The sequence below is a fragment of the Paenibacillus sp. TAF43_2 genome, assembly GCF_052113545.1.
Classification (GTDB): domain Bacteria; phylum Bacillota; class Bacilli; order Paenibacillales; family Paenibacillaceae; genus Pristimantibacillus.
The window spans coordinates 1-20493 of the sequence record NZ_JBFRDK010000155.1 but is presented as its reverse complement, the minus strand read 5'-3'; the positions used below and the strand labels follow the sequence as shown (position 1 = coordinate 20493).

The following is a 20493-nucleotide window of genomic DNA, read 5'->3' as shown; positions in this document are numbered from 1 at the left end:
CTCCAAAACTCATTCAGCTAAAAAGTGATAAGCATCTGCAGCAATTTTTTCGCATATTCCGACTTGACGTCTTTTAATTGTTCGATTCTCACTATTTCTTCAATTTGACCATCTCTAAAAATAAGGACTCTATCGCAAATGTAGGCTGCAGCCTGTATATCATGTGTGATAAATACATAACTCATGTTGTACATTTTTTTTAAATCTTTTAATAAATCAAGCACTTGGGTTTGAACAGATACGTCTAATGAGCTGATTGCTTCATCTAACACAATGCATTTTGGTTCTGTGGAGATGGCTCTTGCAATACATACCCTCTGTACCTCTCCGCCCGATAGTTCATGTGGATATTTATTTCTATAGGATGGATGTAATCCAACTTGATTTAACAGCGTATCAACCATACTATGTTTTTTTTTATACCTTTTTATTGGCTCCATAATGGCTTCTTCGACCGTAAAAAAAGGGTTAATGGACGACTTATAGTCTTGAAATACCGCGCTAATTTTGCCCAAGCGCACTTTTCTATCCCCTACACTCTTGCCATCAAATAAAACACTGCCTCGGTCAGGCTTTTCAATGCCTAATAACAAACGCCCTAAGGTTGATTTTCCGCTGCCGCTCTCTCCAATAATACCGAGACATTCACCCGCTCCACATTCAAAACTAATATCATTCAACACTTTTTGTTTCTTTTTCGAAAAAAATCCGCCTTTTTCATACGATTTATCCACATGATCAATTTTCAGCATGGATCAACCCTCCCCCATGATCAGCTTAAAGTGATTACTCAACGCCATTCTAGTAGACAACAAATATTTTGTATATTCATGCACTGGTTCTGAAAAAACAGCTCGGATGCTCCCTTGTTCGACAATCTCTCCATCCTTCATAACCAAAACGTCATCAGCCATTTTTTTTACAACGCCGAGGTCATGAGAAATAAAGATCATCGAGCAGCCCATTCGCTCACGCAATTGCATAAATTGTTCAATCACTTCAAATTGTGAAATGGTATCCAGACCCGTTGTTGGCTCGTCTGCGATAATAATGTCGGGCTCCAGTACTATTGCGAGCGCAATCATAACTCGCTGCAGCATGCCCCCCGATAGCTGATGCGGATACTTATTCATCATTTCGATCGGATTGTTCAACATCACGCTTGCCATAGCTTTTTTCATTTTTTCTACAATTTCGTTCGTACTCCAGCCGAAATGTTCATAAAGGGTTTCCTTCAAATGAATGCCGATTACACATGAAGGGTCAAATGCACTCATCCCGTTTTGCATAATCATACATAGCTGCTTTCCCCTTTTTTTCCTCATTTCATGTTCAGAAAGATGATTTAGATGTTCACCTTTAAATACGATTTCGCCGGATTGGCGCAGCCAGGCTTTATTCAACCCCATAATCGACCTGCTGGTGACAGACTTGCCGCTCCCGCTTTCCCCTACTATAGCAAGGCAGCTGCCTTGCTTTAACTCGAATGAGCTGTTATGAATGATCACATGATTCGTTTTCATATCCCATACTTTTAAGTTTTTCACCGCTAATACATTCATGGCTTTAATCTGCCACCTCTTTTTCGCGGAATCTTTTTTTGGTCACGATTCGTTTCTCTTGAAGCAAAGAATTAGAGCTCATTAACTGAGGATCGAGTGCAATCTGAAGGGCATCCGACAAGAAATTAAATGCCGAAACGATAATAATAATAGCTATGCCTGGGGCTAACATGAGCTCAGGTCTTGTAAACATAACTTCCCGCGCTTCATTCAGCATCATTCCCCATTCCGCGTCGGGCGCTTGAATGCCTAATCCTAGAAACGAAAACCCTGATATTTGCAAAATCATCGAACCGATCGCGCTGCTAGAGATGACTGTTATGTCCGCAAATGTAACCGGAATCATGTGCTTATAAATAATTTTTACATTGCTGATGCCAGATGCTTTAGAAAATTTGACATAATTAAGTTCGGAATACTGCATCACAGACGTTCTGATTACCCGAGCAAACCATGCCCATTTCATAACAACAAACGCTATCAAAATGTTTTCAAGACCTACGCCTAGAATGCCGACTATCGCCAGTGTCATAACATATAGCGGGAAAGAAAGCATGATATCGCAAATTCTCATAATAAAGGCATCTACTTTTCCTCTAAAGTAACCCGCGATAAAGCCTAATAGAGCGCCTATCCCTATCGATATCGCTAATGCAGCCAATACCCATAAGACACTGGGACGAATGCCATAAATTAATCGGGATAGAATACATCTCCCCAAGTGATCGTTCCCGAGCAGGTATTCCCAAGACGAAGATGCATATCTTACGCTCATCTTGACTTCGTTAGGATCATGCGGGGCAAAAAAAGAGGGGAATAATCCGACAATAAGCGTTGCAGCAATAACGATTAAGGATATGCTGCCTATTTYATCTTCGCTTATGTTTTTTAATCGTTTCATCTAGATCTCCTTCCTCATTTTAGGATTCAAAGCGGCATTTACGATGTCCGAAACGGTATTAAATAATACAAATGCGACTGCCACTATCAGAATATAGGCTTGGATCACAGGGAAATCTCTGCTTAGAATCGATCTTATACTTAAACTGCCTAACCCTGGCCACGCAAAAACATTTTCAACAACGACGGTGCCTCCTAAAATAATCGGGATAGCCATACCGAATATCGAAATAGCAACCTGCAAGGAATTTCTTAATATATGCATCGTAATTTTCTTCTCAGACAAGCCAGATGCCCTGCCATATAGAACATAATCTTCATTTAGATTGCTTATCATCGAGCTTCTGACGTTTCGAAAATAAATCCCTGCATAACTTATCGCAATCACAGTTACCGGCAAAATATAGCTTTTATACGAATCCATTCCGCTCGTAGGCAGCAAATCCAATTTAACGGATATATACCAAATTAAAATAGCTGCAAGCCAGTATGACGGCATGGATGTTAGTAAAAATGAGATGCCCCTTACTGATTTGTCTATCATTTTCCCTTCATTTATTGCACTAAGCACCCCCAATAGGATGGATAAAACAATAACAACGATAGATGAAACCAGCGTTAGCTTTAACGTATTCAGAAAAGCTGGTCCAACTAATGACCAAATCGGTTTTCCTGTAACGTACGAATCTCCAAAGTCTAGATGCAAGCAGGCAGCGACCCAATGTAAATAACGAATGATAAATGGCTGGTTCAAGCCAAGCTCTTCGTTCGTTTGAGCAATTAAAGCATCTGTTATATTGGGTATGCCTTGCGCTTGCAATATCAATTCAGCCGGATCTTGCGGTGAGAGATTAATCAATACAAACGTTATAAACGAAATAATTAATAGAAGAGGGATTGCTAACAATAGCCTTCTGATGATGTACCTTGCCATAAAAAATCTCCTTTCCAAAGAAAATATCAAATGACTCTATCCTTCTTTGCTCAAAATAAAAAGGGAGAAATCCCCCTTTTCATTTTTGAGTTCTATTCAAAGCTCATTCGCTCGAATGGCAGCTCAAATTGTGTTTGTTTAAACGTGATGTTCTTTAAGTCTTTTGGCGCCACAATCGTGACACTGCCATTCGAGATTGGAATAAAGACAGCTTCATCATGAACGATAGTTATAATCTCAGCGTATAATGATTCCCGTGCAGCCTCATCCGTGGATACCATGACCTCATCAATTTTCTTGTAAAGCTCACTTGCTTCCGCAATTCCGCTTGTTGTATGCAAATAAGCATTCTCAGAAGTAAAAGCAGAGATAGTGCTTTGCGGATCATAAGCGAGTCYCCATGTTTGATTGAATAATAAATCATAATCTCCGGTTGATCTTCTTTTGGCAATTGAGGTTGATTCCTCACCGATAATTTCCAATTGAATACCTATCTCCTTCAAAGAGCTTTGAATAAATTCAGCCTGCGTTTTTTGGGAAGAAGAATTACTGTCATAATATAATTGGATCGCTAATGTTTTGTTTTCTTTTACTCTAGCAGCAGCGCCTTTCTCCAGTTTCCATCCTGCACCTTCCAATAGTTGCTTCGCTGCTTCCAAATCATAGTCTCGTTTCTTCAATTCGACATTCGCATAATTGACGTTAGCTGAAAATAGGGAATGGGCTGCTGATTCAGTTCCGTTAAAAATATCCTTACTAATCGTATCTCTATCAATAGAGTGCCAGATGGCTTCACGAACAGCTTTTTCACTTACGGGATGATTGGATTTACTGCTGTTGGCCACGATCATTTTTGTGTTCATCGCTTCACTTCTAACAAGCTGGTAATTGCCTGTTTTGATTAATTGTTCCATCGCTTCAACATCGATACTGTCTGCACCACGATCGTCAGTGAACACAAAGTTCACTTCACCCTTTTGCAAAGCTAGGAATGTCGTCTCTCCAGCTGGGAGAACTTTAGAAGTAATTTTTTTAATTTTAGGTGCGCCGCCCCAGTATGCGTCATTTGCTTCAAACGAAGCATACTCATCGGTTTTATGGTCCGTAAGCTTATATGGCCCTGTGCCGTTGTAGCCATTTACGCCATTTTTCGTTTCTCCATCAATAAAGTTTTTAGGGGAGATGAATACATACGGCCTAGTCATGGATAATTCAACTAAGGTTGGATAATAGGATTCAGACAGTGTGAGTTCAACTGTATATTCATCTAACGCTTTAACGCTTACTATTTTTGTCGACAGCTTGATCCAAGTATGCTTTTCTTTATTATGTTGTACCGCTTCAATATTTTGCTTTACAGCCTCTGCGTTAAAAGGTTCACCATCATGGAACTTCACATCTTCCCTCAAATGAAAGGTATATAATTTTCCATCCTCAGAAATTTCCCATGATTCAGCCAGTAAAGGCATGATTCCCTCCTTTGTGTTTTCGACTAAAGATTCGTACACCATTCCTTGTGCTGGCATTGAACCTGCATACAGATGCGGATTCATATCATTAATGTCTTTGGCCGATGCATATACAAGTTCTGATTTCTTTTCCTTATTTGTTGAATCCGATTTCGCATCTTTGGCGCCGCTGCAGCCTGCCAGCACAATTGAAAGCATCAGCATGGCTAATACAACAACAAGATAATTTCCTTTTTTCACAATATTGCCTCCTAAAATATATAAGTTCATTATGCTTTCAACATTTACGCTTCTAAATTTTTGCCAATTTCATTGCAGATCCTATTCAAGTCTTCCTCAAAACTTTGAACGGCAAATGCAGCAGATAATCTAACTTCCTTTTGAGATTGAGCAATTTCTTCCAATTTATTCTCATAGGTATGTAAGAATTTATCGATGGTAGGGCAGCTCGAAGCTACATACTTTGCAATTCCCTGAATGATTTTCAGACGATAATAATCTTCCTTCGGCATTCTTGGAATATCCAGATCACCTTCCCTATTAACGAACATCTTTCTGATAGGGACTGCAGAAAAATCAAAATATTTCCCATCCTTATCTGGTTCAGAAAAAGGATCGATCAATAGCGAGGTATAACGGATATATAACAAATACTCTTGATGAATAGTTTCGAATGTGGGGAAATTATCTATATCATGACGTGATAAACTTTCGAGTCGTACCGGATAATTGTCATCCGTCATAAATTTAAGTAAATTAATACCTTTTATATGTAACTTACTGATAATATTCATAATTTCTTTCCAATGGGCCAACATCTCACGAATGAGTAATGGTGTAATTGGCCCTTCAGGATAAATTTTATAAACATACTTTATGGTTTCTCGATCCCCAAAAATCGTGCTTAATGAAACGTCATTCATAAAGAGCGGCGGATGAACATATAACGAAATATTTCTAGTTTCTGCTTCAATTGGTGATTCCATGATGTCTATCGCAATACCTAATTGTTTATATGCTCGACAGAGTTCATCGACATTAGGGGATGGGTAATTTGTGGAGCCTATAAAAACTTTTTTCTTAACCGCTGTCGTTAGAACATGATTTGTGGGTATACCGTCCATCCATCTTGTGTCACCAAAGTAGGTGGAAAAACTAATAATTTCCGTACTCGGATTATAATTATTCATATAATGACGAATTAAGCTATTCGAGCCTAACGTCGGTGAAATTAATAACATRCACTTTACTTTCCTTAAAAGCTTAGGATCGATTTGTTTCAACACTTCGATATAGGCATCCGTTGTGACCGCAAATATAAGGGTATCCCATTCACCTGTGATCGTTCCGTACCCTTTAAAAACGTGATCAACAAAACATTCGCCCTCCATAGAACGATGTTTTTCGTTCTGAATGCTTACTCGTATAAGCTGATTGCTCTGTTCAAGCGCTTCAAAAAATGACTCAGAACGTACGGATTCTCTCCCTACTATCGCTATACGGCAATCCCAATATTTTTTTAGATTCACAGCGAGTTGAATCGAAGCTGGTCCCGTGCCTAACAGCAAAACACGTTCGAAATCACTCATAAAGGCCTTCCTTCCCTTGAAAAAGCACATTATGCTTTTTTGTACAATGCAATATCAAACAAATGATCTGGACGTCTTACTTGTTCAACCAACTTCCACTTTTGAGCATTCACCTCTTTCAACGGGAAATTGAATAATGATTTTAATTGTTCTCCATATCTCACTGCCACAACGACATGCTCATTGGTCAATGAATATAGTTGATCCAATATGTCATATTTATTTTCAACGGTTGAGCTAAATATGATATGAGTCGCCTCTGTCGTAAATTCAAGATTTTCCACCAGTCTTTTCTCTAATCGAATTTTCAAGCCACTGCCAAGTTTCTCCACAACGCTCCGTCCCAGCTCAATAGCTTCATCATCAATATCTAAGCCAACGACCTCCGCTCCTGTTCGCTTAGCAATTAAAATGGGCGTCATCGGAAATGCACCTGAGCCTATTAATAACACTTTTGAATCCGAGGATAGTTGGAAGCTCCCAAATTCTTCTTCGATGCACGATTCTATGTTTTTGAAATAATCGGTTATCCCAGCATTTCCTTCATGAAGCTTCAATGCACGATATTTCTCCATAATCGCAACGCAAAATGCCGATTTTCTTCTCAAATCCACCACAAGTTGAAGAATATCATTGGAATCATAATGTCCAAGTAGATCCCAAGCTTCATGGTTACTTCTGTTTGTTACGAATTTCGAATATTCATCTATTAAATTTTCCATCTCCGAGCTATTGTTAACCGTATGATCATATCGACCTGCTAATTGATCGAATTCATCTGAAAATTTAATCAATTTATTTTGAAACCCTTTCCCAGATCATACTGTCTAGATGCGGAACATAAATCAGCGGAGCTAATTCAGCAGATTTTGATTTAAATAATAAAATACCAACCAAGTTTGCTTTTAAAGTTGATCCAAATAATTTAGCTAATCTTTGCGCTTTATCTCTATTCCATTTATCAAATTGCTCTACTTCTATCACAATATGAGTAAACTCGTGGTAACTCACTAGAATAACATCGAGATCGCAACCGTCATGTTTAATCGTTCTCTTTTCTATCTTGTTAGGAACTGGCATAGCCACTTGACATAAATATTCATCTGCCATTTTTCTTACCTGGCACATGATTAATTTATCTGTTCCTGATACCTCTAATCGCATTTCCGCCAAGGCATCCTGATCCAACCCTTTTTCTGACGCAATAAAAGCTGCCAATGACATGCACGCATTACCGCAAAACTCACCTCCAGCCATAATCAAATGGGCATCCGCTTCTTTTTTATTCGATTTTTCGATAAAACCTACTTGCTCTGCATTCACGTTGTCATAGGACATCATTTTTGTTGCAATATGCTTATACTCATCAACAGGATGATTCGATTTAACTAAAATCGTCATATTTTGTGTTGGATTAAACTTAATAAAATCTATTTCCTGTTTCATCACAACTACCCTCAACCCTCCGATTTTTTATTGGTATTCCTTTAATTAGAGTTTCCCAAGGTATAAAGTGTAATTATTACGATATACCATCGATTTATATGTAATGATTACGATTATCACTCTCAGGTTTGATTATAGCATGATGTTGAAACGTGTCAATATTGATTTTGGTTTTTTTTGGATTTTCAATACTATTTGACGCTACTAAACAGCGGTTGCACGAAATTTAATGTTTTTCAAAAAGAAAAGCCACCTAAAAAGGCGGCTTACAATTCAAAAGAGTGCAAAAGAATATTTTCCATTCCCCACTCCCAGCTTTAAATCCAATAACAAAGTAACAATTTCCTCCCATTAACCTTTTTCATCTGTCCTTGATAGGATGAAAGTGTTCTGATTAACGGGAGCTCTCCCTTGTACATGCTCTTAAAACTCTCTACTGACTTACTATTGTAAATTGTTTTTTATCCAGCTAAGCAGTAACGTTGGTTATAGTGAAGCTTTTCGTCGTACAAAAATTTGTACCAAAATTTTCTTAAAGTTAGTTTTTAACACAGTTTGTTACGTAGCAATATCATGTTGAATGGCTTTACTGCAATCTAAGAAGTCTAACCGCTCTACTTTATACAAATCATAGATCTGTTGCGAATTATTTATCGATTTATATATTTGATGGTTTATATCATTTGCTAATTTGGTGTACGGTAGTTTCTCTATCGCCTTCCTCGATCGAATATTTTGTTTACGGACTTTCAAAAATACCGTTTCGATACTATGTTCAAGGAATAGTTCAGTAAAAAAGGATTCCTTCGCTCGTTGGTTATAACCTTTTCCAAAATAAGGAGCTCCAATCCATGTGGCTAAGAAGCCGCTTTTATTAACAATATCATATAGATCAATAGTACCAATGGGATGTCCATTCTCATTTATAATTGTTCTAGATATACATGTCTCCTGTTCTTCTTCAACAATCAACTGTTTGGTTATGAATAAGTATTGTTCATAAAATTGACAATTATAACGAACGTAAGGAAAAACCGCAGGATCCATCATTAAGTCATAAAGTGAATGGCATTCCTGCAAATCACGTTTTTTTAACATCAAATCTACCACCTAGTCCTTTTATTTCGCTATTTCTAACCATTAAAGTATATAAAAGAACTTCGATGCTTTAATTAAATCTATATGGTCTTTGTGTAAATTCATCGTAGAATTTACTTACGATTTATCTGCGGCAGAGAATGATGTGAGCTGATCTTATCAGCTTGTCCACAATCCCTCATTTATAGCGTATCCTTTAGCAGATAGGTCACTAAATGAGCAATAAAAATAGCCACCTGGAAGGGCAATGTCATTAGGTTAAGCTTTGAGACAAGATCAGAAATCAAAACGAAATCCGAAGCGGCAGAACGTTTTTGCGAATCAGTGCTTCAACCTCGGGCGTGGGTTCATCATCCCTTGAGAGCAGGAAATGTCTTCAATCTACTTCAAGATAGGGAGGAATGGATTTATTCAACACTAGGTAACCCCCAACAAAAAAAAGAAACCTATAAAGGCGATGATGCCAATTTAGGTTTGTTTTAATAAAATCCTTATGATGGTTCTTCAAAATCCCCATATAGTTCAGAAATTTCTTTTATGATTTTATAGAAGTAGTTCTCATGAAAAGATCAACCTATTCAAAATGGTGTATGTGATCGATAAAATACCTAGTATTTTTCAATTGCCTAAAATCAGGAGTAACGGATCAAACCTCCATTCACGTGAATCACTTGACCAGTGACGTACATGGATTCATTTGATGCGAGGTACACAAAGGCTGGTGCTATCTCGAAAGGTTGTGCTGCACGTCCGAAAGGGCTGTTAGTGCCTAAAGTAGATACATGTTCCTTGGAGTAGGTACTAACATTGAGCGGAGTCCAAGACGGACCTGGAGCGACCGCATTTACCCGGATACATTTCTCAGCCAAAGATAGTGCCATACTGCGAGTAAAACTTACTATTGCACCTTTAGTTGCCGAGTAATCAATGACATCCTTGTCTCCTTCGTAAGCGACCCTTGAAGTTGTATTGATGATGGCGCTGCCTTTATCCAAATAAGGCAGCGCTGCTTTAGTCAAATAAAACAAGGGGAATATATTGGTTCGAAAAGTGTTTTCGAGTTGTTCATCGGAAATGTCCATTAAACTGCTTGTAAAAGGTTGAACGGCTGCATTATTGATTAAGATGTCTAGTCTATTATAGTGACTGAGCGTTTCAGCTATTATATTTGGCGAACTGGCTGGATCGCGAAGATCTCTGGGCAGCAGCAGACAGCGAGTGCCAAATTGCTCAACATACTTTTTGGTTTCTTCCGCATCAATATGTTCATTTAAATAAACAATAGCTAGGTCAGCACCTTCTTTGGCGTAAGCGGCGGCAATTGCACGCCCAAATCCGCTATCGCCTCCTGTTATAATCGCAACCTTCCCTTTCAGCTTGCAGCTGCCTACATATCCAGGATAATCAAAAATAGGACGAGGTACCATGAGATACTCCAGACCAGGGACATGATCCTGATGCTGTGGTGGAAATGCTATAGGCTCCTGTACTAACTTGGTTCGATAACCAAGAAAGGGGTACACTGGATAGGAGAATTGCATGGTTTACCTCCTCTGAATATTTGTTTTTGTTTGTGCTAGTTTTTTTAAAAAATACCGCTAGTAAATGAAAATGTTATACTAACTTTTCTTTGAAAGATCCGAGCCACATCTAAACCTATTCTTAATGTAGTATGTTTATTATCAATTCTTTTCAAAATAAGTGTTTTCTTTCGATAACCTCTTATCTCCTCCATCCATTTTCGCAACTACAGACATTCTAATGGATTTCACAACAATGAAAGACAATACAACCGCTACAATAGTAATAATGGCAAAAAAGAAAAGAACCTGTGACACTTGTAATCCTCCTTTATTTAAACTACGGAGAATAGTATAATTTGGCATAAACTAACCTTATTAATTCAAGCACCTTCTAATTAAAAATGACATCATAATTAATACGACTATTGAAATGATCAATGTTTTACGGTTAGTCATTGAAATGCGTATATCGCTGGAAGAAATACTTGCCCTCTCGGCACCTCGGTGCTCATCCGATTAATAGCATATCGATCTGCCAAAAGCTCTGTCCATATTGCATTATTGCGAATTACCGCAATAAGCGCAATCCATTCAATATAACTAAAATAGTACTTCCTTCATGTCCAACAACACCCAAAGGAAGGGGGACTCCCATTATAAAATTGGAAAGAATCAGTGATGTAATCACTAATACTGCAAAAACCAAGTTTTGTTTAACAATCAGCTTCATTCGCCTTCCAAGCACAATGGCTTCTTTAATTTTTTCTAAATCATCATTCATAAGAACCAAATCAGCTGTTTCTAGTGCAACATCACTTCCTGCTACACCCATTGCAATGCCAACAGATGCTGTCGCTAATGCGGGGGCATCATTCACTCCGTCCCCAACCATAGCCACATGGCTATATTCCTCTTTCAAGCGCTTTATCATATCTAACTTATCAGTTGGTAAAAGTTCAGCGTATACAAGATCAATACCTGCCTCACAAGCAATAGCTTCTGCAGTTCTTTTTTGATCGCCGGTTAGCATAGCAACCTGAATGCCAAGCCTCCTTAATTGAAAAATCGTATTTTTAACTTGTGGTCGAATACGGTCCTGCAAGGCAATTATTCCTGCAATTCCTACTGTATTTGCCACTAATATAACCGTTTTGCCTTGCTGCTCTAGTTGATAAATTTGTGATTTAATTGGATCACTACACAAATCGTCATCAAACATCCCTGGCTTCCCAATCCTCCAAAAATCCTCATACATCTTGGCCTGTACTCCCCAACCTGTTAAAGCTTGAAAATCAGTCGGACGTATTAGCGTTACTGACATTTCACTTGCTTTTTGAACAATGGCTTTTGCAATAGGATGAGTAGTTAAAGATTCAATAGAAGCTGAAACTTGAAGCAACTGCGATTCACTAAATTGCTGGAATGGAAAAATGTCAGTCACTAACGGTTTCCCATAGGTCAAAGTACCCGTTTTATCAAAAGCAATCAATTTTATTCCGGATAAATTTTCCAAATGCAAGCCACCTTTCAATAACAATCCTTTCCTAGCGCAATTTGATATTGCCGAAAGCATAGCTGGCATAATCGAAGCAACCAATGCACATGGAGAGGCTACAACAAGAAACACCATTGCACGATAGAAGGTTGTACTCCAATCCCAACCCATTAACCAATAAGGAACTGCGATAAGGATTGCTGTTGAAATGATAATAAACCTAGCATATATTCGCTCAAATTTTTCAATAAATCGTTGAGATTTTGGCATTTCATTTTGAGCCTCTTGGACCAAACGTATAATTTTGGAAAACAATGTTGATTCACTTGATTTAGAGACTTCAACAAACAATGCTCCTTCCCCATTTAACGTACCAGCAAATACTTCATCGCCAACTGCTTTATCAACTGGCATGCTCTCTCCTGTAATGGAGGCTTGATTTACTACAGATTTCCCCTCTTTCACAATACCATCAGCAGGAATTCGTTCTCCTGTTTTGACTACAACCATATCACCGACAGTTAATTCTTCAATTGGCACTTGTTTTTCCTTACCCAAATGAAATAATACAGCAGTTTCCGGTTTCAATTCCTTTAAAGTAGATATATCTCTTGAACTTCTTGCCATTGTAAGTGTCTCTAAAGCACCACTTAATGAGAAGATAAAAATTAATACAGCACCTTCTGCCCAATAACCAATACATGCTGCACCAATCGCAGCCACGATCATTAACAGATTCACATCTAGATCTTTTTTATGAACAAGTGTTAAATATCCCTCTTTGGCTTTTACATACCCACCAACAATATAAGCAAGTAAATAAAGACAAATTGAAATACCTATTGAAAAGTACCCTATAATCCATGCTAATCCAATTATTACGCCACTCACGATTACCGCTGACATTTCACCGTAACGATCGATCCAATGACTAAGCTTCTTTTGTTTAACAGTTTGGTTTCTATTTTCTGTACGTTGAACAGCTTCAATAATTTCAGACATGTAAAACACTCCTTTTCATTGAGAATGATCATTATTTTTACTACCCTTAAAACAGTTCATGCTGCCCCTGGACTYAGGGACAGCATGTTTTGAGAATGATTATTAATGTTGTATTGATGCATAAATTTTGCATCAGGTAAAAACTTTGTTTAGAATCATTATAATTAACACGGATAGAGAAGTAAACTAATTTTTTCGTTCGTTAAATTTTTAGTCAATCATGCAACACTTTTAGAGGAGGGTAATAACATAGTTCATGTAGGCTGCACTTTTAGTGTGCCCCTTTGGCATCTACAAAGGATTATATGCCCAAGCTTAGTCTTCGACGAAGCTGAATAAAATAAGAAGCACATAAAAAAAACTTGCAATTAGTTTCCTTGAGGAATAATATTTGGTTATTACAAAAAGAGTTTACCTAGGGAAACATTTAAGCATTGTGAGGGAGTGATGTTACAATGAGTGATCAAGTTAAGCAAGTAGAGGCAGATATGGGATGGCTACGACACAGCTCTAATGTAAGCTTGGAGGAAGTTAACAATTCCATTAGCATTCCAAGTAAAGCAAGATTTTGGCGGAAATTTTTTGCTTTTGCTGGACCGGGATCTTTAGTGGCTGTAGGTTATGTTGACCCTGGAAACTGGGCGACTTCGATTGCTGGAGGAGCACGTTTTGGCTATACCTTATTATCCATTATTTTAATTTCAAATTTAATAGCGATGTTGCTTCAGTCATTGGCTGCAAAATTAGGAGTTGTGACGGGCAGGGATCTAGCCCAGGCAACTAGAGATGCAGTTGGTCTAAAAACCTCCTTTATTCTTTGGATTTTATCAGAGGTTGCAATTATTGCATGTGATTTAGCGGAGGTCATTGGATCGGCCATTGCTCTTAATTTACTATTCGGAATCCCTTTATTACTCGGTATCTTAATTACAACACTGGATGTGCTGCTTTTGTTGCTTTTACAGAAGAAAGGGTTTCGTATTATTGAATCCATCATCCTCGTATTAATGGCGACGATATTCGTTGTATTCGTATTTGAAGTGATTGTTTCAAAACCAGAAGTAACAGCGTTATTAGGCGGTTATGTACCGAGGTTTGAAATAGTTACAAATCCAGAGATGTTGTTTATCTCTTTAGGAATTTTAGGAGCAACAGTTATGCCGCATAATCTTTATTTGCATTCATCCATCGTGCAAACTAGACAATTCAAGCGAAATACAGAAGGACGAAAAGAAGCCTTGAAGTTTTCTATATGGGATTCGAACATTTCATTATTTATTGCCTTCCTAATAAACTCCGCCATTCTGATTCTAGGTGCARCTGCTTTCCACGGAACCGGTTTGAATGTTACTGAAATTGAAGGAGCCTATGCGCTATTAAGCCCAACTGTAGGTATAGGCATTGCAAGCACTTTATTTGCGGTTGCTCTGCTTGCATCTGGTCAAAATTCAACAATCACGGGAACATTAGCAGGTCAAATTGTAATGGAGGGTTTTATAAACTTAAGAATTTCCCCTTGGCTCCGTCGTATGATTACTCGATTAATAGCAGTCGTACCCGCGTTTGTTGTTACATGGATTGCTGGTTCAAAGGGAACTGGTAATTTACTCTTGTGGAGCCAAGTAGTACTCAGTTTACAATTGCCTTTTGCAGTTATTCCACTCGTATTATTTACTAGCGATAAAAGGAAGATGGGTGAGTTTGCAAACCGAAACTGGGTTAAAGTATTAGCTTGGCTTTCTACTGTGATCATTCTAACGTTAAATATTTTCCTAGTCGCTTACATTGTAATAACCGGTCATGATTTAGGTTAACTTCTGTAACATTATCTTCCGACAGAGGATTCCACTGCCTGCATTTCCGTTCGAGCAAGTGCCCGTGAAAAAGAAAGAACGCGCCCACAACGCTGTGGGCGCTCTCGTTTGATTCTGGCTTTCATCAAAGCGTGTTCAACCATAAACACCTCGTTTAACACCTGTATTTCAAACCCGTTTGGACCCGCTTAGCTGTAACTCTGTGTATCGGTGCAGATCACCGACAGCATTCTCATTTATTTTTATGACAAGTTCCGCGACCTATTCACTAGTTTCTAGCTATCCCAATAACTAATGTTTTTACATCCTTTTTATCCTATCCATGCGAATCAGATCCTCAAGATCCACGCCAATAATGTCGATTGCATTGACGTTATGTACACGATACGATGTCAACCAGGTATGGCAGGAGTAGTCATACTTTCAAGAAACAAGGTCGAATTAATGACTAGAGTTTCTTCAGGCCAAGTTCGCGCCATAATCCGCCACCMTTGCTTTTTCAACTGCGATTCATCAACCGCTTCGTACATGATTCGCTTCATTCCCTCAGCTGTTCGAACAGCTACTAGAGAATCTGGGGATGTACGTTTAATTTGATTCAGCACCCCAATCTTATCTCTAACGAGACTAGCCACGAATACTCTACTATAAGAGCTATAATCAAAATCTGATCCATTCTCCAATACAACAGTCACTTTATTCCCTAATCCCATACGCTCGAGCAAAAAGCATGATGCATCATAGGCCACAGGATCAATTTCCAGGCAGAGAACCTCAACATCCCCGATTAGATGCAAAATAATAGGACTTAGCGGCATCGGTCCACTTCCAACAAAGACAATCCCCGACTTCTCTTTCTGACCATCCGCTCGAGTAATCCGTCGAAGAGTGGACAGCTCCTCACTAACTAATGCCATATAAATGTTCCAGTAAGACAGCCTTCGAATGTTATCCAAGACGGTATCCTCTGATTTGCTAATGTGAAGAGAATCGCCTAACTCTACTAAAAATTCGGCTTCTGACAACTTATCCTGCAAATTTCGTTGGTTCATTCGAATATATTCGTTGCTAAGAACGGCCTGTACCTCCTCCGGTAAGTAGTGGGAACGTAATTGAAGTGAAAGGCGTCTAATCATATTCGTAACTAATTGATTAGCAGGAGACAGATCAACTTCTTTTTGAAGAAGTTCATTTATTTCACGGATAAAAGCGATAAAGCCATCAACCATTTGTATCCTTGTTGTGTTGCCTGTAAGTAAAATAGAACCAGATGAATAAACATCCATTTACCCATTTCCTCCTTCATTCTCGATCCAATTTCTTACTACAAAATATATTCATATGGTCAAGGTTGTATACGAATATAGGAACGTGGATGGAACAAAGTAAGGGGACGCGAATGTTCGCGTCCCCTACTCACTCAATGTGTGTATGCGGATGGAGACAAACCAAATTTCTTTTTAAATAATCTGCTGAAATATAAAGAATTTGTATAACCTACGCTAACGGCAATATCGTGGATGGAGTAATTGCCTGCTTTGAGTAGGTCACTGGCTCTTTCCATACGATAATTAATAACATAGTCAATCGGACGGAATCCGGTATATTTGTGAAAAAAGTCATTCTCTCGATTCATGCAACCAATTAGAACTTGATGTAAGATGCTTAAGAATAATTCCTTGACACGAAGTTTTTCAATCCCTCCAGATGCATGAACATTCTGATGAAGCATGATTAGTAATTCTATCGCTCTTGGATTTGCTCAATCAGAATCGATTACATCAATAGAGCGGCGTAAGAGGTTTCCCTATTTCAAGCAGAACCTCTCGCTGGAATAAAAACCGCCTGAAGGCTGTGACAGCCGGTTCAGACGGTTTGGTTTGGAGAACACGCTTTTCACAGATTCCTACCTAAATATTTCCATATTCTCTTGCAGAAACCCGTCCAGCGTTCGGGGCTGTCTGCCGAGTAAACGCATGACATCGTCCGTTGGCCTTTCCGGCACCAACGTAGACATCGTCTGAATTTCTACAACGTGGTTTGCGAGCCAAGGGGGCATGCGCCCTTGCTCAGTCAGATTGCGAAGCATCACTTGAGGCTCCACGTTTATGTAGCGAATCGTCTTGCCTAGCAAAGCGGATAGCTTATCCGCGATCTGCGGATAGCTGTAGATCTCCGATCCGGTAAGCCTATAAATACGACCGGCTGCCTCCTGGTTGGTCAGAACTTCAACTGCAACGTCTGCTATATCCCGGCAATCGATGAAATTGCAAGGCGCATCGCCCATGACACCGAAGAAAGCACCTTGAGCTGTAATCGTCGGAACATGGCGCAACAAATTTTGCATGAATGCATAGGGACGCAATACCGTGCGAGTCATACCGGACTCGTCCAAAAACGACTCGATATCGCGATGCCAGCCTGCGACTGCCACGGGCGAGAGCTCCTCGAAGGCTGGACTGGATATTTTGACGATATGCTCGATGCCGGCTTCGGCGGCGAGGCGAATGATCGACATTTCCATCTCGACCTGTTTCGGGCTGTTGGATATGGTCATGAAGAGCTGCTTCACTCCGGCAAACGCGCGGCGAAGCGATTCGGGATCGGTGGCATCTGCCCCTGCCACCTCGATCGTGGATTTACCTGCATCTCCGAGCCGGTTGCGCAGCATCTCCGGTTCCCTGCTGAGCGCCCGTGCGTTTACCCCCAGATCGGCCAAACGTTTCAAAAGTTCGCTCCCTATCGTGCCTGTTCCTCCAATAATCGCTATCATCTTCTATCTCCTCCGTTTATCGTATCATTTTTYTCCAACGCCTTGCGCCAACGCCATGTTATGATTGTGCTTGCAATCGTGCCGGATAACGGAAAATCGATCCATATGCGATCAAACCAAATCGAATAGTCGCTCAAACGAACTGAATCCGGCACTTTGTTCGTCACCCATGCGGCGTAAAAGCCGAGCGAAGCGCAGATTATCGCGAACATGACAACGACTAGCAAACGAGGCGGTCCAACAACCCAACGTATGCTTCTCCCCCGTTTGCGCAGCCAGACCCCCAATAGCCATGCAATCAGCGCGGACGTTCCCCCAATTGTGGTTAACGCAGCGATCTGAAGGCTCTCGTCGCCTGTGATCAGTCCCCCGATTCCTGCCATGACGGCGGGCGAAACATAGGCCATCAGTACTTCGCGCCATAGCACAAAACCTTTTAATTCGGAACCTTCCGTTGCAAGGCTATAAGCAGGATCTGTTTTGTGCGAATGCTTCACATTGCTCATGTTGTCACCCCTTTCTTCCATGATTTGCTGCAACTATTTATATCGCCATATAATTAGGCGCCTAACTATATGGCGGTAAATAAGGGCTAGCATGACTAGCCCGTTTTACCCTTTCTTTATGCTACCATTTTCCTTGGATGCGCCCGGCTCGTCGGACAATGCTGACATGCCTTGCGTCACCCGCCCTAACAAATCGAGAAATACACTGCGCTCCTCGACCGTAAGCAAGCGGACCATCGCTTCCAGTCTCTCGAAGTGCTCTGAAGCCATGTTGCGAAGCTTGCTCGCTCCATTCTCAGTTAAGATGACTGACTTCTGACGGCCATCCGCCGAACTGGTCCGGCGGGATACGTAACCGTCCCGTTCGAGATTGTCGATAAGCCCCGTCACGGTAGCACGCGTTACGCCTAGATGCTCCGCTAATTGCGAGGGCAGTTCTTCGCCCTGGTGATCTTCAAGATCCGCTAATAAACGATACCGGCCAGTGGACAAACCGAATCTGGAAAAATGAATTTCCGCGGCATGTTCAAGCTTGGCTCCAGCGGCCATCAGCCTAGACGCGACAAGTACGGCTTGCGCATCGACGTTCAACCCGTAGCGCTCAATCTGACGTTTCGTTTGGACAAGTGAAGGAACAGCTTGACTATCCATCATTACATTTTTATCGTTCGTCATAAATATAGTATGGCACCTAATCATATTTGGGTCAACAATTTTTTTTCGCTGTCATCCCAGCTCCTCTCCCCTTCGTGATTGTCCAGTAACACAAATGGGCGAATGCGTATAGACTAGCGTTGAATATCATGATTCTTTGGCATTGGAGATATGAGAATTGAGCAATACAAAAACAACTAAGGATAAAGCACAGCAATTTCCCATGAAAAAACTTTCACCCGTAAGCATTGTAAGAGAGCTTCCTCCCGTCCGCGGTAATTTAAGGACCTCCTCCTCAAATTCTAACCGCCAACGAGCACTCCGTTCTGGGAAGGATCGACTTTCTCTCAAATCGAGCCTGCCATGGCTTTTCAATTCGGAATTCCAATATTATTAGTTAGAGAGAGGAACTGACGTCAATAATGGCGTTTGGGCTGGAGGAATCACACCTCTCAACATATTTATTGATTGGGATTCCGAGAACCAGTTCGTTAACGATTTCATTAACAGTGTTCAATGGATAGAGGTCTTTGCAAACTGGGCTGCAGAGGTAAGAGCTAACTATATACTTAGAACGGAACCCTTGTTCAATAATCAACATTAATTAAAAATCCACAGCCTTAATGGCTGTGGATTTTTAAGAATGAAGGTGAACCAAGTGGTTGCAAAACCATAATTCGCCGGAGTGTGGTGATTTCACTAAAACAACATGATTTGATCCGGTCCGTGTTTTGCCCATATGCATTTAATGAGGTAATTTTTCATATAAAACCTGCGGGAGGCACAAATGCTCGTTTCTCCATCTAAGCCAATCTTGGTTTTTGCCCATCATTCGCCAAGGGAGATGTTTAAATCTGCCTCGATTTCGAATAGCTTTTGCAAATATTGTTCATAGAAACATTCTTTAGCCTTTAACAGTTCTTCATTTCCTTGCACAAATTTGTTATCAAAAAAATGCAAATCTCCAAATAGCGCCAAACGCATCATTTTATCTCTCCCCTATCTAAATTTGAGTCGATTTCATTATTCGCCAGAAGGTACATCAATTGGCTGATCGATAGGAACCGGAATTCCGAAATTGGGATTACCCTGTTCACCCCATCCGAATTTTTGTGCTCTAGTACTTCGATGCGCACTTCCTGCGCCTGATACTGAAATAGCGTGGTAGATTATCCAATCCTCCTTGCCATCAGGTGACTTAACAAAACTATTGTGCCCAGGCCCAAACACTTCGTTTTCCAAGCTCTTTTGGAATACTGGACTTTCGGTTTTTATCCAAGATTTTGGGTTCATCAGATCATCCTGTTCAGAGCACGTCAGCAAACCTAGTGAATAGTCATCAGACCAACAAGTGCTAGCCGAGAAAACAAGAAAAATCTTCCCGTTATTTTTCAAAATGACAGGTCCCTCATTAATCGCCATGCCACCTTGCATTTCCCAAGGGTCCGTTGGTGCACTTAGCAGGACGTTTTCTCCTTCTATTGTCCAAGGATTGATCATTTTTGCTATATAAATCGCAGACCCATACTCTGGAAAATGGCCATATCCCGCATATAGAAAAAAAAGACTGCCCATATGTTCAAATACCGTACCGTCCAAGCCTGCATATTCTGTATGAATAAATCCTTTATCCGTCCAGCTTCCTTCAAAAGGGTCATCTTCTTCATTTTCAAGGACGAATATTTTACGAGTGCTGTCCCCGCCCCCATCATTCGCCGTATAATATAT

General features: G+C 40.1%; 19 protein-coding genes and 1 pseudogene. 1 reads left to right on the top strand and 19 read right to left on the bottom strand.

Going from position 1 to position 20493, the window contains the following annotated elements:
* Nucleotides 1-17: 17 nt before the first annotated feature.
* The 12 genes from AB4Z17_RS25380 to AB4Z17_RS25325 all read right to left on the bottom strand — a co-directional run bounded on the left by AB4Z17_RS25380 (nucleotide 18) and on the right by AB4Z17_RS25325 (nucleotide 13018).
* A complete protein-coding gene (locus tag AB4Z17_RS25380; RefSeq protein ID WP_441912117.1) occupies nucleotides 18-752 on the bottom strand; it encodes an ABC transporter ATP-binding protein in 735 nt (244 codons plus the stop codon).
* A gap of 3 nt (nucleotides 753-755) precedes the next feature.
* Nucleotides 756-1562 carry a staphylopine uptake ABC transporter ATP-binding protein CntD gene (gene cntD, locus AB4Z17_RS25375; RefSeq protein WP_441962849.1) on the bottom strand — a complete coding sequence of 269 codons (807 nt, stop codon included), beginning with the start codon at nucleotides 1560-1562 and terminating at the stop codon, nucleotides 756-758.
* A 4-nt stretch (nucleotides 1563-1566) separates the two neighbouring features.
* Nucleotides 1567-2463, bottom strand: coding sequence for a staphylopine uptake ABC transporter permease subunit CntC (cntC, locus tag AB4Z17_RS25370; protein ID WP_441962847.1), 897 nt, complete (start codon nucleotides 2461-2463; stop codon nucleotides 1567-1569).
* On the bottom strand, nucleotides 2464-3396 hold the full coding sequence (gene opp1B / locus AB4Z17_RS25365) for a nickel/cobalt ABC transporter permease (RefSeq protein WP_441962845.1): 933 nt from the start codon (nucleotides 3394-3396) through the stop codon (nucleotides 2464-2466).
* A gap of 92 nt (nucleotides 3397-3488) precedes the next feature.
* Nucleotides 3489-5105 (bottom strand): staphylopine-dependent metal ABC transporter substrate-binding lipoprotein, encoded by a 1617-nt coding sequence (gene cntA, locus AB4Z17_RS25360; protein WP_441962843.1) that lies wholly within the window; start codon nucleotides 5103-5105, stop codon nucleotides 3489-3491.
* 44 nt (nucleotides 5106-5149) lie between these two features.
* The gene (locus tag AB4Z17_RS25355) at nucleotides 5150-6454 is read right to left on the bottom strand and encodes an opine metallophore biosynthesis dehydrogenase (protein WP_441962841.1); all 1305 of its coding nucleotides are present in this window, start codon (nucleotides 6452-6454) and stop codon (nucleotides 5150-5152) included.
* A gap of 29 nt (nucleotides 6455-6483) precedes the next feature.
* Nucleotides 6484-7248, bottom strand: coding sequence for a class I SAM-dependent methyltransferase (locus AB4Z17_RS25350; RefSeq protein WP_441962840.1), 765 nt, complete (start codon nucleotides 7246-7248; stop codon nucleotides 6484-6486).
* A 1-nt stretch (nucleotide 7249) separates the two neighbouring features.
* A complete protein-coding gene (locus AB4Z17_RS25345; RefSeq protein WP_441962838.1) occupies nucleotides 7250-7903 on the bottom strand; it encodes a diaminopimelate epimerase in 654 nt (217 codons plus the stop codon).
* A gap of 555 nt (nucleotides 7904-8458) precedes the next feature.
* A complete protein-coding gene (locus AB4Z17_RS25340; protein WP_441912107.1) occupies nucleotides 8459-8998 on the bottom strand; it encodes a GNAT family N-acetyltransferase in 540 nt (179 codons plus the stop codon).
* A 632-nt stretch (nucleotides 8999-9630) separates the two neighbouring features.
* Nucleotides 9631-10539, bottom strand: a complete 909-nt coding sequence (locus AB4Z17_RS25335) for an SDR family oxidoreductase (RefSeq protein WP_441912106.1) — start codon at nucleotides 10537-10539, stop codon at nucleotides 9631-9633.
* 141 nt (nucleotides 10540-10680) lie between these two features.
* On the bottom strand, nucleotides 10681-10836 hold the full coding sequence (locus AB4Z17_RS25330) for a hypothetical protein (protein ID WP_441962837.1): 156 nt from the start codon (nucleotides 10834-10836) through the stop codon (nucleotides 10681-10683).
* A 253-nt stretch (nucleotides 10837-11089) separates the two neighbouring features.
* The gene (locus AB4Z17_RS25325; RefSeq protein WP_441962835.1) at nucleotides 11090-13018 is read right to left on the bottom strand and encodes a heavy metal translocating P-type ATPase; all 1929 of its coding nucleotides are present in this window, start codon (nucleotides 13016-13018) and stop codon (nucleotides 11090-11092) included.
* A 455-nt stretch (nucleotides 13019-13473) separates the two neighbouring features.
* On the opposite strand from AB4Z17_RS25325, the gene AB4Z17_RS25320 reads away from it, so the two are divergent.
* On the top strand, nucleotides 13474-14832 hold the full coding sequence (locus AB4Z17_RS25320) for an Nramp family divalent metal transporter (protein ID WP_441962833.1): 1359 nt from the start codon (nucleotides 13474-13476) through the stop codon (nucleotides 14830-14832).
* 392 nt (nucleotides 14833-15224) lie between these two features.
* On the opposite strand, the gene AB4Z17_RS25315 is transcribed toward AB4Z17_RS25320, so the two are convergent.
* The 7 genes and pseudogenes from AB4Z17_RS25315 to AB4Z17_RS25285 form a co-directional block, all read right to left on the bottom strand.
* Complete coding sequence (locus tag AB4Z17_RS25315; RefSeq protein ID WP_441962831.1) at nucleotides 15225-16118, bottom strand: nicotianamine synthase family protein; 894 nt, start codon at nucleotides 16116-16118, stop codon at nucleotides 15225-15227.
* A 134-nt stretch (nucleotides 16119-16252) separates the two neighbouring features.
* A pseudogene (locus AB4Z17_RS25310) lies at nucleotides 16253-16594 on the bottom strand (helix-turn-helix transcriptional regulator); the annotation flags it as partial.
* 144 nt (nucleotides 16595-16738) lie between these two features.
* A complete protein-coding gene (locus tag AB4Z17_RS25305) occupies nucleotides 16739-17605 on the bottom strand; it encodes an SDR family oxidoreductase (RefSeq protein ID WP_441962830.1) in 867 nt (288 codons plus the stop codon).
* Entirely contained in the window at nucleotides 17602-18111 is a 510-nt protein-coding gene (locus tag AB4Z17_RS25300) for a hypothetical protein (RefSeq protein WP_441962829.1), read from the bottom strand. Before AB4Z17_RS25300 ends, AB4Z17_RS25305 begins: the two co-directional genes overlap by 4 nt.
* Nucleotides 18112-18216: 105 nt before the next feature.
* Nucleotides 18217-18786: a MarR family winged helix-turn-helix transcriptional regulator gene (locus AB4Z17_RS25295; RefSeq protein ID WP_441912096.1), complete on the bottom strand. Its 570-nt coding sequence runs from the start codon at nucleotides 18784-18786 to the stop codon at nucleotides 18217-18219.
* A gap of 807 nt (nucleotides 18787-19593) precedes the next feature.
* Nucleotides 19594-19752, bottom strand: coding sequence for a hypothetical protein (locus AB4Z17_RS25290; RefSeq protein ID WP_441962827.1), 159 nt, complete (start codon nucleotides 19750-19752; stop codon nucleotides 19594-19596).
* A 36-nt stretch (nucleotides 19753-19788) separates the two neighbouring features.
* Nucleotides 19789-20493, bottom strand: a 705-nt coding sequence (locus tag AB4Z17_RS25285) for a glycoside hydrolase family 43 protein (protein ID WP_441962826.1), incomplete at its 5' end; no start/stop codon positions are given.